The organism is Halobacillus sp. ABD4_316, assembly GCF_056161385.1.
The window spans coordinates 175,012-189,779 of record NZ_JBSWZA010000002.1; the positions used below are offsets into that span (position 1 = coordinate 175,012).

General features: G+C 49.2%; 10 protein-coding genes. 7 read left to right on the forward strand and 3 right to left on the reverse strand.

All coding sequences use genetic code 11. The annotated features are described in order from the left end of the window. Positions 1-18 precede the first annotated feature (18 nt). Positions 19-1,554, reverse strand: a complete 1,536-nt coding sequence (gene gntK, locus ACXAJH_RS08040; RefSeq protein ID WP_474970032.1) for a gluconokinase — start codon at positions 1,552-1,554, stop codon at positions 19-21. Next, on the reverse strand, positions 1,547-2,275 hold the full coding sequence (locus ACXAJH_RS08045) for a GntR family transcriptional regulator (protein ID WP_474970031.1): 729 nt from the start codon (positions 2,273-2,275) through the stop codon (positions 1,547-1,549). Before ACXAJH_RS08045 ends, gntK begins: the two co-directional genes overlap by 8 nt. A 203-nt stretch (positions 2,276-2,478) precedes the next feature. On the opposite strand from ACXAJH_RS08045, the gene ACXAJH_RS08050 reads away from it, so the two are divergent. From ACXAJH_RS08050 to ACXAJH_RS08080, 7 genes are all read left to right on the forward strand, one after another. Further along, entirely contained in the window at positions 2,479-3,303 is an 825-nt protein-coding gene (locus ACXAJH_RS08050) for a PRD domain-containing protein (RefSeq protein WP_474993585.1), read from the forward strand. A gap of 207 nt (positions 3,304-3,510) precedes the next feature. Continuing rightward, on the forward strand, positions 3,511-4,893 hold the full coding sequence (locus tag ACXAJH_RS08055; RefSeq protein ID WP_474993587.1) for a sucrose-specific PTS transporter subunit IIBC: 1,383 nt from the start codon (positions 3,511-3,513) through the stop codon (positions 4,891-4,893). An 85-nt stretch (positions 4,894-4,978) separates the two neighbouring features. Beyond that, the gene (locus tag ACXAJH_RS08060) at positions 4,979-5,935 is read left to right on the forward strand and encodes an aminoimidazole riboside kinase (protein ID WP_474993589.1); all 957 of its coding nucleotides are present in this window, start codon (positions 4,979-4,981) and stop codon (positions 5,933-5,935) included. Positions 5,936-5,938: 3 nt separating this feature from the next. Beyond that, positions 5,939-7,390, forward strand: coding sequence for a glycoside hydrolase family 32 protein (locus ACXAJH_RS08065; protein ID WP_474970718.1), 1,452 nt, complete (start codon positions 5,939-5,941; stop codon positions 7,388-7,390). Positions 7,391-7,875: 485 nt separating this feature from the next. Further along, positions 7,876-9,153, forward strand: a complete 1,278-nt coding sequence (locus tag ACXAJH_RS08070; RefSeq protein ID WP_474970026.1) for a glycoside hydrolase family 68 protein — start codon at positions 7,876-7,878, stop codon at positions 9,151-9,153. A 62-nt stretch (positions 9,154-9,215) separates the two neighbouring features. Further along, a complete protein-coding gene (locus ACXAJH_RS08075; protein ID WP_474993591.1) occupies positions 9,216-10,544 on the forward strand; it encodes a glycoside hydrolase family 68 protein in 1,329 nt (442 codons plus the stop codon). 473 nt (positions 10,545-11,017) lie between these two features. Beyond that, complete coding sequence (locus tag ACXAJH_RS08080; protein ID WP_474970024.1) at positions 11,018-13,003, forward strand: acyltransferase family protein; 1,986 nt, start codon at positions 11,018-11,020, stop codon at positions 13,001-13,003. A gap of 56 nt (positions 13,004-13,059) precedes the next feature. Here ACXAJH_RS08080 and ACXAJH_RS08085 read toward each other — a convergent pair whose 3' ends face one another. After that, on the reverse strand, positions 13,060-14,562 hold the full coding sequence (locus ACXAJH_RS08085) for an esterase/lipase family protein (protein WP_474993593.1): 1,503 nt from the start codon (positions 14,560-14,562) through the stop codon (positions 13,060-13,062). Positions 14,563-14,768 lie beyond the last annotated feature (206 nt).

A 14,768-nucleotide genomic window follows, 5' to 3' on the forward strand; every position in this document is an offset into this window, starting at 1 on the left:
CGTAAACCCTCCGTTTGTTTAGTTGGTTAAGTTTCGTTGGTAATTGGCAATGGTGGCGTAGTTTTCTTCCAGAGATCTGGACAGCTGGATGAACATCGGAAGCAGCTGGCGGTATTCATGGACCGCTTCTTCCTCCGGTGTATGCTTGAAGGTGCTGCCGATCATCCCGGATACAATGTCTAGTGAATCCGCCCGGCCTGTAGCGTAGAGTCCTAGAATACAGGCTCCAAGACAGGAGCTTTCATAGCTTTCCGGCACGACAACTTCGGATTCGAAGATATCGGCCATCATCTGGCGCCACACTTCCGAGCGGGCAAACCCGCCGGTCGCCTGGATTCTTGTCACCGGTCCGTCCATACATTCCGTCAGCGCAAGGAAAACGGTGTACAGGTTGTAGATGACACCTTCCAGAGCAGCCCGGATCATGTGCTCTTTTTTATGGGATAACGTCAGTCCGAAGAAGGATCCGCGTACATCCGGGTTCCAAAGCGGGGCCCGCTCACCAGCCAGGTAAGGATGGAAGAGCAGTCCGTCAGATCCTGGTCGGACGCCTTCTGCGATTTTCGTCAGCACTTCGTACGGGTCGATGCCGAGACGTTTCGCTGTTTCTGCTTCCGATGAAGCAAATTCATCACGGATCCAGCGGAGAATCATGCCGCCATTGTTGACCGGTCCTCCGATGACCCATTGATCTTCGGTGAGCGCGTAGCAGAAAATCCGGCCCTTTTCATCGGTCTGCGGCTTATCGATCACGGTCCGGATCGCTCCGCTTGTTCCGATGGTAACGGCGATTTCTCCTTTTTTGATGGCGTTGACCCCAAGGTTGGATAGAACGCCATCACTGGCTCCGATCACAAAGGAAGTGTTGGAATCAAGACCGGTGACCTTGGCGTATTCTTCTTTCAGTCCGGTAAACTGAGAAGTCGTGGAAACAAGCTCGGACAGTTTTTCACGGCCGATGCCGGCAACCTCAAGGGCTTCTTCATCCCAGTCGAGTTTCTCCAAATTCATCATCCCTGTTGCTGAAGCGATGGAATGATCGATCACATAGGTACCGAATAGTTTATAGAAGACATATTCTTTGATTCCGATATATTTATAGGTTTTGGAATCGATTTCAGGTTGTTCCTGGACGAGCCATGTAATTTTGCTGAGCGGGCTCATCGGATGAATCGGTGTCCCCGTTCTCCGGTAAATGTTGTGCCCGTTCCACTCGGTTTTGATTTTTTCCGACCACTTCTCACTGCGGTTGTCCGCCCATGTGATGCAGGGGGTGATCGGACTGCCGTCCTTATCGACAGCAATCAGGCTGTGCATCGCACTGCTGAAGGATACAAAGGATACGGCTTTGTCCGTATGCTTCTGTTTAACAAGTGTGACCGCTTCCAAAACAGCCTGGAAAATTTCCTCCGGGTCCTGCTCAGCTGTTGAGATGTCCGGCGTATGAAGAGGGTAGCCGACATTCGCTTTCTCCACGACATCTCCCTGTTCGGTGAACAAGACGGCTTTTGTACTGGTGGTGCCGATATCGACACCCATCATATAGTTAGTCATCGCTTTCGACTCCTTTTGAATAGATCTGCTGCGACCTCCATAAATCCTCGACACTTCCTTGGACGTCATCGAAATTTTTGTGCAGCGATTTGACCATAAGATCGCGGTCTTTCTGACGGATCGCTTCGATATACAATTCATGGTTGTTGATAATCCGGTCGAAATCGTCGTACTTTTCCTTGAAGCGCATGCGCATGGAAATGAGGATCAGGCTTTCCAGTGTCGGCTTCAGGTTCTTCCAGATCATGAGAATGTGGGAATGATCAATAGCGCGGATGATCGTTTCGTGAAACAGGACATCTTCAAATGAAAAATCATCAGCATCTTTGTACTTGATCGCGATCTTCATCATTTCCAGTGTCTTGCTCAGTTCTTTCACGAGACCTGCTGTGTCCATTTTGACGAGCCGTTCGAATACGAATGTTTCGATTAAAAGACGGACATCGTAGATTTCCTGGATTTCCTTCTCGGACAGTTCAAGAACAACCGCCCCCATCCGTTCGAGACGGATCAGGTTTTCTGATGCGAGCAGCTTCAGGGCTTCACGGACAGGGGAGCGGCTGACGGAAAATTCGGAAGCCATCTGGTTTTCGGACAGCTTTGAACCGCTTTCAATCAAACCGGCAATAATCCGGATCCGAAGCTCAGAGGCGACACGTTCGCCGGCCGATGCTTTATTCAGCCATTTTTCAGGATATAAATAAGGGATGGAATCTGTCATCGATTCACCTTCTTTAATGATTTTCGTATACTTGTTTAACTTGTATACAAGTATTATGGCATAGATCATAAAAATTGAAAACGCTTTTAATAAAATTTTTTGAAACGCTTTCTTCAGGTCCTGTGCTGATGGGGCCTGAATGTGTCATAAGGAGATACATTCGTGGTAAACTGGTAGGAGATATTATGGACCGGAGGGGCTTTATGCGCATTTTTAAAATTTTGAACAACAACGCTGTTGTCGTGTATGACGGAGGACAGGAAAAGATTGTGATGGGGAAGGGGCTTGCCTTTCAAAAGAGGCGCAACGATATCGTCCCGAAAAATAAAATCGAAAAGATCTTCCTGCTTCGGGATCAGTCATCAGAGAAGTTCCAGCAGCTGCTTTCGACTCTCCCTGAAGCTCACATAGATCTCGCTGAACGGATCATCAGCTATGCAGAAGGCCATTTGGAAGCGCCTTTGAATGACCACATTCATATTGCACTCACCGATCACCTTTCGTTTGCACTTGAACGTCTGGAGCAGGGATTTCCGATTCACAATAAGCTTACACACGAAATCAAGTTTCTCTATAAGAAGGAATTTGAGGCGGGGATGTGGGCAAAAGAAGAAATCAGGAAAGTGATGGGGGTTGATATTCCACCTGATGAAGTCGCGCATATCGCGCTTCATATCCATACCGCAAAAATGGGCTCCCCGTCGATGGGGGAGTCTCTTCAGACAGCGACGGTTCTCAGGGATATTGTTGAGAAAGTGGAAGAATGTGCGGAGATTACGATTGAAGAGACAAGTATCAATTATCAGCGCCTGGTTACCCATCTGCGCTTTGCACTCAGCCGTGTGGAGGAAGGCAGTCAGTTCGAACCGATTGACGAAGATATGCTCGAATTGATAAGAATGAAATACAGCGACGCATTCCGGACGTCTGAAGAAGTGGCAGACTTCTTGAAAGCGGAGTACAATATCGATTTTCCAGAGTCTGAAATCGCCTATATCGCCCTCCATATTCAGCGTTTAATGAAGTGATTGTTTTTAATTGAAAATGGTTGACGACAGCGTTTTCATCGTATAAAATAGGAATCAATCCAAAGTTAAATAACGCAGGATTGTTACTGCAGAAGCAGGCAAGACCTAAAATGTGTAAAGAAGCATAGGTGTATTCATTTTGATACCTATCCGCATTCTTTATGCGTTTTAGGTCTTTTTTATTGGAAAAATAAAGGAGGAATCTTCATGAATCACAAAGAAGTTGCTGAACAGCTTGTCCCTCTGCTTGGTGGAAAAGAAAACATTGTCAGCGCCACTCACTGTGCCACTCGTCTCCGCCTTGTAATGGATGATGAGAGCAAAATAGATAAATCTGCCGTTGAAGAACTTGATGGGGTCAAAGGAGCGTTTTCAAGCTCCGGACAGTATCAAATCATCTTCGGAACAGGGACCGTCAACAAAGTGTTCGCCCATTTCGGCCCGCTTGTAGGTGCGTCCATGGGAGATGACGAAGAAAAGAAAGACGCCTCGGTTTCCCATAAAGATGCAGCGAAAAGTAAAATGAACCCGTTCGCCCGCTTCGCGCGGACGCTTTCCAACATCTTCGTTCCGATCATCCCGGCGATCGTAGCTGCCGGTATGCTGATGGGGCTGCTCGGCTTAATGCGTACGTACGAATGGATGGATCCAGCAAGTGGATTGTTTGTCATGCTGGATATGTTCTCCTCAGCGTCCTTTATCATTCTTCCGATCCTGATCGGTTTCAGTGCAGCCAGGGAATTCGGAGGAAACATGTACCTCGGTGCGGTTATCGGGGGAATTATGACCCATCCGGCCCTGTTAAACCCTTGGGGGCTTGCTGATGCCCAGCCGGAAACCCTTGATTTCTTCGGCTTCGGCGTTGAAATGCTCGGTTATCAGGGTACGGTTATCCCTGTTCTGTTGACGGTTTACGTCATGTCCTGGCTTGAAAAGAATTTCCGTAAGATCGTTCCGAACGCGGTCGATCTTCTGCTTACCCCGTTCCTGACTGTTATTTTCACCGGTTTCGTAGCGCTTCTTGTTGTAGGACCGCTCGGCCGTGCGCTTGGGAATGGATTGACAACCGCTCTTGATGTCGTTTATGAAACGGCCGGTCCGATTGCCGGACTGATCTTCGGGGGCTTGTACTCTACGATCGTACTGACAGGGGTGCACCACAGCTTCCACGCCATAGAGGCGGAGCTCTTGAATAATGTCGGCGGAAACTACCTGCTTCCAATCTGGGCGATGGCCAACATTGCTCAAGGGGGAGCGACACTTGCCGTCTTCTTCAAAACACGCAACAAGAAAACGAAAGAAATCGCTCTTCCAGCTGCTATTTCCGCATTCCTTGGAATTACAGAGCCGGCGATCTTCGGTGTGAACTTGAAGCACCGCCGTCCATTTATCGGGGCAGCCATTGGTGGCGCCCTCGGCGGAGCCTACGTCGTCTTCACGAAAGTTATGGCGAACGGTATCGGCCTGACTGGTATTCCGATGTTTGCGATCGCGCAGGACCCGATCAACTACGGGATCGGCTGTCTGATCGCGGTCGGCGGTGCGGTCATTGCCACTCTTCTTCTTGGATGGAAGGAAGAAGCGAAGTAAATCCTTTTTTTCAAGTCCTTACCAGCTTGTCTGGTAGGGATTTGTTTCGTATGATTCATACAAAGGTTCAAAGGAGGAATTAGTGATGAAAAATGGTGTCATCTCGCTCGGTGAAGCGTTAATCGATTTTATCCCTTTGGATAAAAACAATGTGAACTACCAGAAAAGTCCCGGAGGCGCTCCGGCCAACGTGTCGGTCGGTCTCGCAAGACTCGGGGTTCCATCTACGTTCTTAGGGAAGGTCGGCGATGATGTCCTCGGACGTTTCCTGAAGACAACCCTTGAAGATTTCGGTGTGCAGACCCACGCCATGCCGTTGACGGCTGATGTACGTACAGGTGTCGTGTTTGTAACGAACGCGGAAGACGGAGAGCGCAGCTTTGATTTTTATATCCATCCAAGTGCCGATCAGTTTTTAGAGCGTTCGGACCTTCAGGAATCCGATTTTGACACACATAAAGTGCTTCACTTCGGTTCCATCTCCATGATTGGAGATACGGTAAAAGATACGACGAAGCGGGCTGTGGAGCTGGCCAAAGAAAAACGGATGGTGATTTCCTATGACCCCAACCTGCGCATGATGCTTTGGCCATCTGAAGAACAGGCCCGCGAAACGATCATTTCCATGCTCGGGGAAGCGGATATGCTTAAGCTTTCTGAAGAAGAGCTGGCATTTATTACGGGAGAAAAAGAGATCACGCCCGGCCTGAAAGCTCTCGAGAAATATGAAATCCCTCTCGTTCTCATTACGATGGGCGGGGACGGAAGCTATGTTTCTACGAAAGAAGGCGTCGAGCACGTTCCGGCTATGAAAGTAAAAGCGGTCGATACAACAGGGGCTGGAGATGCGTTTGTCTCCGGTATGCTTTATCAGCTGAACCGCTATGAGGGGAACATGGAGGAGCTGACGCTTTCGGAAGCTGTGAAAATGGCAGAGTATGCATCCGTTTCCGGAGCACTGGCTGCATCGACAAAGGGAGCGATGACGGCCCTTCCGACTATCGAAGAAGTTCAAACACGCCTTCATCAGTCAGGAGAGTAACCGATGTCTAAAGATCAAGAACTGCGAAAGAGCGCTTATGAAGAAATCGAAAAGCATCAGTCTCTAGTAGAGAGTGATCCGTATCGTCTCCATTACCACATCATGCCTCCGGTCGGACTGTTGAACGATCCGAACGGCTTCATTCAGTTCCAGGGCACGTACCATCTGTACTATCAGTGGATGCCGTATAAAACCGACCACGGTGCTAAACTGTGGGGGCATTATTCGTCTGAGGACCTTGTCCACTGGACGCATGAAGAGATCGCTCTGACCCCGTCCGAGTGGTTTGAGAAAAACGGCTGCTATTCCGGCAGTGCCATCGAGCATGACGGAAAGCTCTATGCCTTTTACACAGGAAACGTCAAAGATGAAAATGGAAACCGGGAATCGTACCAGTGTCTCGCTGTATCCGAAGACGGCATTCAATTTGATAAAAAAGGTCCTGTCGCCCATCTGCCTGACGGCTATACCGCCCACTTCCGCGATCCGAAAGTATGGAAGCAGGATGGCCGCTGGTTTATGGTCATCGGCGCTCAGACGGAAGATGAGAAAGGGGCGGTCGCTCTATTCACCTCAGACAATCTGATGGACTGGACCCATGCCGGTATTCTTGCCGGCGCCGGTCAGGAACCTCACGGGGAGTTCGGGTATATGTTTGAGTGCCCGGATTTATTTGAACTGGATGGACGGGATGTGCTTGTCTTCTCTCCACAGGGACTGGAAGCGGACGGCATGAACTATCAAAACGTTTATCAGGCCGGCTATGTGACAGGGGCCTTCGATCCGGAAGAAGGGATATACGAGCATGGTGCATTTACAGAGCTTGATCACGGTTTTGACTTTTACGCGCCGCAGACGACCTTGGATGCGCACGGCCGCCGGCTGATGTTCGGCTGGATGAGTGTACCGGACCAGAATGAGCAGGATCACCCGACGATTGCCCACAAGTGGCTGCACAACATGACGCTTCCGCGGGAATTAACATGGCAGGACGGTCAGCTGTACCAACAGCCGGTTCAGGAATTGGAAGCACTCCGTCAGGGAGAAGCCGTTGAACATCAGGTCAGCCTCCACAACGAGAGCCGTACCTTGGACGGTGTTCATGGGAAGGTCGTTGAACTGATGATGAGTGATATCGACGTTGCAGAGGGCTGGATGAGTGTGGCCATCGGTGGAGATGCAAGGATTCTATATTCCAGCGATCAACAGGTGCTCACCCTGGAACGTCAGAGCTATGTGGATGGAACCGTCGAAAAGCGCCAGGTCGAAGTACCGCAGCTTGATAGTCTGAGGATATATGTAGATACGTCCTCTATCGAAGTTTTCGCTAATGATGGTGCCTGCGTGATGACCGCCCGGTTCTATCCATCTGTTCAGGACACGAGCATTCGTTTCAGCAGTTCAGCAGCTGCAAGCTTCTATCTTCACAAATGGAACCTTGCAAAAGTTTTCTAGGTATATAGATGTGCAAAAGACAGACGGGACCCGTCTGTCTTTTTTTATGTCTTATTTCCTATAAAGCGCTTCACATTGTAATGGTTATAAACGGCTTGAAAACACTGATATGAAAGGATTTAATCGTAATTCTACCATTCTCGGAAAAGAACAAACATTCGTTGGAATATTGGTTCTTTATATTCAATTCATAAAAATTAAGAAGGGGTATAAAGGACGTGTGAAACTGGATTTTAGAATCATTTAAATGGAAGTTTATTACAACGCACATCCCTCTTCTCCCCTAATTTTACATTTTGTGCAATCCTTTGCACAGTAGTGGGGAAATCGCTGTCATCCTTGTGAAAGGTGCCCTTTCATGACTTTTGGCATAAGCGTGAATGGCAGGATTTCCGGCGTTGACCACCCCTGTTTTACCACGTAAAGTTAAGACGTGTTCCGGAGCACACTTCATATACTTAACAATTCTGGAGGGGAAAGAAAACATGAAACGAAATCATTCGATCTTATCTAAACTGGCGCTTTCTGCTTTTATCCTGACCGGCACGTTTGCCCAGCTCCCAACAACTTCTCACGCAGCATCCACAGATGACACACCTGTGTGGTCCCGTGAAGACGCGCAGAACTTCACGTTAACAGACGAAAACACAGCCCCAAACATTGATTCCTTTACTGATGTTGCCCCGGACTATTGGATCTGGGACACATGGCCGCTTCGTAACCGTGATGGTTCTTTCGCCAAGATCAACGGGTACTATGTACAGTTCGCGCTGACAGCGAGCAAAGAATACACATGGGGCGGCCGCCACGATCATGCGGAAATCCGCTACTTCTATTCTAAGAACGGTAAAGATTGGGAAATGGGTACGGTCCCTTATGACACGGACAAGGCGCTTGGTTACCGCCAGTGGGCCGGATCAGCTATGATGGAGAAAGACGGCACGATCCACTTGTTCTACACGGCTGCAGGACGTAAGGATGAAGGTCCGACATTCGAACAGCGTCTGGCTAAGACGACATTTGAAATGGATTACGACAACAAAGAAGGTTTCCAGGTAACAAACAATGGCGACCACCAGATTCTTGCTGAAGCAGATGGCGAGTATTACGAGACACAGGAACAAAAGACCGGAAGCATTATCTATTCTTTCCGTGATCCTTGGTTCTTCCAACACCCTGAAACCGGCGAAGAATACATCATCTTCGAAGGAAATACCGGTGGCGATGAAAAGACACTCGAAGAGAAACACATTGGTGATGTAGACGAAGACGTTCCTGCCGGCGCTGAAGACTATAACGGAAATGTCGGGATTGCTAAGGCAGAAAACGAGGATCTGACAGAATTTGAATTAATGCCGCCTCTTCTTGAAGCGAATGGTGTGAACCAGCAGCTGGAACGTCCACACGTTGTCCAGAAGGGTGATGACTATTACTTGTTCACGATTACCCATGAGTTCACATTTGCTCCTGGAATTGAAGGTCCGGATGGTCTTTACGGCTTCCACGCCAACTCCCTTTTCGGTGATTACGAGCCGATGAACGATACGGGGCTTGTTATAGCCAACCCGGCTGAAGATCCATTCCAGGCATACTCCTGGGCTGTGCTTCCACACGGACAGGTGATCAGCTTTGTGAACGAATACCATGATGAAAATGGAAACTTCCAACAGGGTGGATCCTTTGCCCCAACGCTTAAACTGAAGTTGAAAGGTGATACTTCTGAAATTAAGCGTGAGATGGGTGAAGGTGAAATTCACGGGTAAGTTTTGATGAACAAAGCCGGCACGACCTGCCGGCTCCCTGTTTATAAATAAGGAGGAGAACGATGAAAACAAATACATGGATGAAACGTTCCTTTTTAGTGACGACCGCTCTTGTTTCCACGTTGGCATTTGGCAGTTCTGTTTCTGCAGAAACCAGTCAGACTTCCAACTGGACGATTGAAGATGCCTCACAGATTGAGCGCACGAAAGATACAACCGCCCCTTATATCGAGCCGGATTTTGAAAAAATGGCTCCAGAACTTCATGTTTGGGATACGTGGCCGCTTCGTAACAAAGACGGCTCGGTCGCCAAAGTGAACGGCTACTACGTGATTTTCTCCCTGACGGCTCCGTCCGACCTGCTTCCAGGTAAACGACATGATGTAGCGACGATCCGCTACTTCTATTCCAAAGACGGCAAGAGCTGGGAGCTTGGCGGAGAGGCGTTTGATCCAACAGGCGCCTACGGTTCAAGGCAGTGGGCAGGCTCTGCGATGATTGAAGACGGTGAACTGAACCTGTTCTATACAGCTACAGGTCGTAAAGGGGAGGAGGGCGTCACCTATGAACAGCGTCTTGCTCTTGCTAAAGGGGAAGTGAACGCATCTTCTGAAGGCATTTCCTTCGAAAACTTCGATCACTCCATCATCCTTGAGCCTGAAGGCGAGCACTATCAGACTGAGGAGCAGGCAGAACAGGGTGACATCGGCTACACGTTCCGTGATCCATGGTTCTTTGAAGATCCAAAAATAGGGAAAGACTATATCTTGTTTGAAGGAAACTCAGCCGGAACACCAGCGGAGCGTACGCTGGATACCGATTATATCGGAAGCGGTTCTTTCCAGGATGACTTCAGCTTCACAGACGAAGGATTTGCAAAATTATTCAACGGGGCGATCGGAATTGCTGAAGCAACGAACGATTCCTACACCGAATATGAAGCTCTACCACCAATTCTGGAAGCGAATTACGTCAACCAGGAGCTTGAGCGTCCCCATATCGTAACCAAGGGTAATCAATACTACCTGTTCACGAATACACATGAACACAAATTTGGTCCGGACCTCGATGCACCGGACGGCCTGTACGGCTTTTCATCCGATGAGCTGACGTCCGGCTATGAGCCGCTGAATGACAGTGGGTTAGTCCTGGCCAATCCGGAAGAACACGCGTACCAATCCTACTCCTGGATGGTTCTTCCAAACGGAAAAGTGATCAGCTTCTATAACTTCCATGATCTTGATGGAAAGAACATCTCAGATCTTGGAGGAACGACTCCGGAGTATCAGATGTCCCACTTCGGTGGTACACTGGCGCCGACCATCAAGCTCGCGATCCAGAATGACAAAACCAAAGTCATCAAGGACGGCCATCCGGGAAAAATTAAATAACTTCGATTGAACCACCGGCTCTTCATAAGAGCCGGTGGTTTTTTGAATTTGTTATAAAAGTACAATTGTGAAAGATCAGCTGGCAAATTTTCTCACAAGTATTCCAATTATTTTTATAAATGGTAGAGTTATAGATGATTAGGGAGACCGGAGGAGTGTAGGAAAAGACTGAGCCGTCAGGGAAGGTGCCCCGCTTCTGCTTGTGAGAAAAGATTAGATTCCCAAGGCTCCCTGAGGAAGCGGTCCGAAAGCGTACGGTCCGCGATTATATCCTTCTTGGCGGGGGGGATTGTCGTGGATGTCAAAGAACCTTGAATGAAACCTGCCAATAGAGCAGGCGATTAACCTCTGATTCCTTTTGTAAAAACTCTGCAAATCCAGTAAAAATCTCTCCTGATAGGTTCACAGTTCTGGTGGGGTCCGATAAGCTGAAGGGATACATAGGAGGAAGAGAGAAATGGAGATGGTGATGAGTGAATGATTTAAGGACCCCTGAGAAAAGATTCCGTCCGGAAATCGAAGGCGTGCGTGCGGTTGCCGCCTTCCTTGTGGCGGTGTACCATATATGGCTTGGATCGGTTTCCGGCGGTGTGGATGTATTCTTTATCGTTTCCGGTTACTTGATAACGACCTCCCTGCTTTCCAAAATGCTCAAGCAGGGAAATATCCATTTAGGAGAATACCTGCTGGGGCTCGGACGCCGGCTGTTCCCGGTGGCGTTTATCGTCGTGCTGTTCACCCTTGCCGGCTCCATCTGGATTCTTCCGCAGGCCCAGTGGAAGCAGATCATCTCTGAAGGATTCGCTTCGGTGTTTTATTTCCAGAACTGGCAGCTGGCCTTCAGTTCCGTTGATTACCTGGCTCAGAACAACCAGGCAAGCCCTTTTCAGCATTTCTGGGCATTATCTGTACAGGGACAGTTTTACATAACCTGGCCGATTGTCATCACGGCCGCGTATTTTCTTGCGCGGAAGGTTTTGAAAACGCCGGTCCGGAAAACACTGCTCGGTGTGCTGCTCACATTGTTCGTGCTATCTATTTCGTACTCTGTTTACAAAACGGCTGTAAACCAGCCGTGGGCCTACTTTGATACGTTTGCGCGTGCGTGGGAGTTCAGTCTCGGAGGCATCGTCGCATTGCTGCTGCCTTATGTGAAGCTGAACAGACATGTGTCTGTGATTCTTGGATGGACCGGCCTGGCCGTTATTTCGCTTACGGGTATTCTGCTTCCGGTATCTACTGTTTTTCCCGGGTGGGTCGCTCTTTTACCGGCCTCCGGCGTGATTTTTGTTATTATATCGGCTGAAAACAGCGGTGGCTTCGGTGTGGACCGTCTGTTAGGCTCCAAGCCTTTCCTCAAATTCGGAAGCATTTCCTACGGGTTTTATTTGTGGCACTGGCCGCTTTTGATTTTCTATTTTGCCTGGTTTGATACCGGTCAGGCATCGATATTCGCCGGGGCGGTCATTATAGCAGCTGCCCTTGTGCTTGCTTATGTAACGGTAACCTACATTGAAGCGCCTGTTCGTAACTTGAGCGTGAAAACGTCGAAGGTGAAAATCGGAAAAGCGCTCACCGCCTTGATTGTCCCTGTTCTTCTCGTCAATGGCGGATGGAATTTTTACGTGAGTCAGATGCAGGGAAAGGCTTATGAGGCGGGGGACTATCCAGGTGCTCAGGCCGTCTTCTATAACGTAGATGCGGAAGAACTGGATCCTTATCCATCGACTATTGAAGTGCAGGAGGAGCTGCCGGCCTTTTATGAGGACAGAGAATGCTTCATGTATACGAGTGAAGAAGGGATGAAAACTTGTTCAATGGGAGAAACGGAGAATCCCGACTATACGGTTGCCCTCGTCGGCGGATCCCACTCGGGACACTGGTTCCCGGCCCTCAGTGAACTGTCTGATGACCTGAATTTGAAAATCGAGCTTTACAATAAGGATGCCTGCCGGTTCTCCAACGATGATTTTGACGGATTGTTGAACGAAACATGTATGGACTGGAATGAAAAAGTGTTGCAGGATCTCCAGGAGGACCCGCCGGACCTTGTCTTTACAACATCCACCGTCAACAGTGGAACGACGGTGCCGGACGGCTATCTTGAACAGTGGAAGAAACTTGAAGGGACGACCCATATCATGGCTGTCCGTGATAATCCGCGGATGAAAGAGGATACGCCGCTCTGCATTGAGGAAAAGGGGTCAATCGAGGATTGCTCGGTTTCCAGAGATGAAGCTTTATCCGATGTCGTGCCATGGGAAAACACGGATGGGATCCCGGAGAATGTCACATTTGTGGATTTGTCGGATTACTTCTGCGGGGAAGAAGTGTGTGAGCCTGTCATTGGTAATGTGATTGTCTACCGCGACAAGCACCACTTGAGTACAGCTTACTCCAAAACCCTTGCGCCCGCATTGAAGGAGCCTTTAGAGGAAGCGCTGCAGAAACAATCCTGATAAAACGGCAGGAGAACGTCACATGTTCTCCTGCCGTTTTTATTTGTCCACCCGTTTTAAAAGTCCTCGCTGTATACTCTGCCGTTCTGGTCGATATAGACCGAGGAAATCATCGTCCGGGCGAACTTTTCTTTTTGGTAGGTTCCTTGTACTTCGATGGTCAGGCTGTACACACCTTCTCCGAGCTTCGGAAGCTGGTAGACACCGTCCGACTGCTTCTTCGCTTTCAGTTTTGTTTCTTTTTCCCGTCCGTTTTTATAGTGGGTGACGGTCATATCTGTCTTATATTTCAGGCGGGTATCTTTGTTTTTCACTTTCAGCTCGTCCACATTCATGAAGGCGCTGATTTTATCGTTCAACTCACTGTCAAAGGAGGTGTTGAGCAGATAGGATTCCCCGCCAGGGCTCCGGGCTTCCAGTTTCCATCTGCCTGCTGCGGGGTCATCGATTCTCAATGTGTGATGATAGGATCCTTCAAGCACCTCGGTTTCATCCTTCGCGGCTTTAAAGCCGCTGTAGGTTTTTTTATCAGGGGAGACAAGCTTCAAGTCAACATCCGGGCTGGAACTGATCCAGTCGAAGGTGACGGCGTCTGCTCCGGATTCTACAATAACGGTCTCCCGTGTGCGTCCTGTGTATTCGCCGCCTGAGACGTACTGGCCGGCCGCCGGCTCGGATTCTTCTGACACAGCGGCTGTTTCGAGTCCGAATGCCGCCAGCGGAGCGGTCTCATTCAAGTAAGGACGGAAAAGGGGAAACGTGGAGGAGCCTTCTTTAATGCTCGTGTGATCCCATTTTCCAACTTTCAATTCCTGGGCGTAAGGAAGGCGTGAGCTTTTCACTGTGACCGCCCCATCGTTGCTGCCGTAAGAGCTTAAGTACAAGCCTCCCCAGTACAGGGAGCTGCCGAAGCTGCCCCATTCCGTACCGCCGAACGTGTAAAACGGGACGGCATCGATTCCTGGTCTGCTGTCGGTGGTGGAGCGGAAATAGCTCATGTATCCAGTCTGCAGGGAATAGGTGGCTTCATTTTTACTGCCGATGATTCCCGCAAGCCATCCGGCCCAGCTGCTGTAAGCGAGATCGGCAAGCTGCGAGCCGTGGTGCGGGGAGGATAAGGTAATGACACGATCCACATAGGGAGACGCACTGTGATGAACAAGCGCCGCCTGTGTATCAATGCCGCCTTTGCTGTGAGCGACGATAACGACTTTTTCACCGAAATGATGATACATGTCTTCGATTTTTCCGGCCAGCAGCTCCCCGTTGTCCCACATATCTTTTGTTGGGTACAAATCGATAAAGGCTGTTTCGTAGCCGTTATCGAGAGCAGTGGTATACATATCATTACTCTCGTACCACGTCTCTGATGAACTGTTGAGGCCGTGAATGAAAAGAATGGGGCGTTTCTCTTCTGTTACAGAGGCGGGCGTGTCTCCCACGTACCATTCCCCGGGATTCCCGGAGGCTCCATCTTTAATGGAGCCGGCGTGGCTGGTGATGGGAAAAAAGAAAAGCAGGAAAGCGCAGGTAAAGAGACCTTTGGTCAGCAGATCCATGTACATTCTCCTTCACAATTGAATTGAGGAGGTCATGAGGTTTGATCCAGGGGTGTCCACCATTTCTATCGTACGCAACCTGGAAAATCTGACAAGGTGCATTGGAAACAGGCAGAAAGTCCGGGAAGGGAAGGAGCGTGTGCGTCAGAAGCGGAAGAAAACGAAAAGGTGTGATTTCTACTCCCTAAATCCCCCATGGTTTCATA

Bases quoted from the DNA above. Each gene is read 5' to 3' on its own strand.
- ACXAJH_RS08060 (WP_474993589.1), top strand. From the start codon at position 4,979: ATGAAAAATGGTGTCATCTCGCTCGGTGAAGCGTTAATCGATTTTATC.
- ACXAJH_RS08065 (WP_474970718.1), top strand. From the start codon at position 5,939: ATGTCTAAAGATCAAGAACTGCGAAAGAGCGCTTATGAAGAAATCGAA.
- gntK (WP_474970032.1), bottom strand. From the start codon at position 1,554: ATGACTAACTATATGATGGGTGTCGATATCGGCACCACCAGTACAAAA.
- ACXAJH_RS08085 (WP_474993593.1), bottom strand. From the start codon at position 14,562: ATGGATCTGCTGACCAAAGGTCTCTTTACCTGCGCTTTCCTGCTTTTC.
- ACXAJH_RS08050 (WP_474993585.1), top strand. From the start codon at position 2,479: ATGCGCATTTTTAAAATTTTGAACAACAACGCTGTTGTCGTGTATGAC.
- ACXAJH_RS08055 (WP_474993587.1), top strand. From the start codon at position 3,511: ATGAATCACAAAGAAGTTGCTGAACAGCTTGTCCCTCTGCTTGGTGGA.
- ACXAJH_RS08045 (WP_474970031.1), bottom strand. From the start codon at position 2,275: ATGACAGATTCCATCCCTTATTTATATCCTGAAAAATGGCTGAATAAA.
- ACXAJH_RS08070 (WP_474970026.1), top strand. From the start codon at position 7,876: ATGAAACGAAATCATTCGATCTTATCTAAACTGGCGCTTTCTGCTTTT.
- ACXAJH_RS08075 (WP_474993591.1), top strand. From the start codon at position 9,216: ATGAAAACAAATACATGGATGAAACGTTCCTTTTTAGTGACGACCGCT.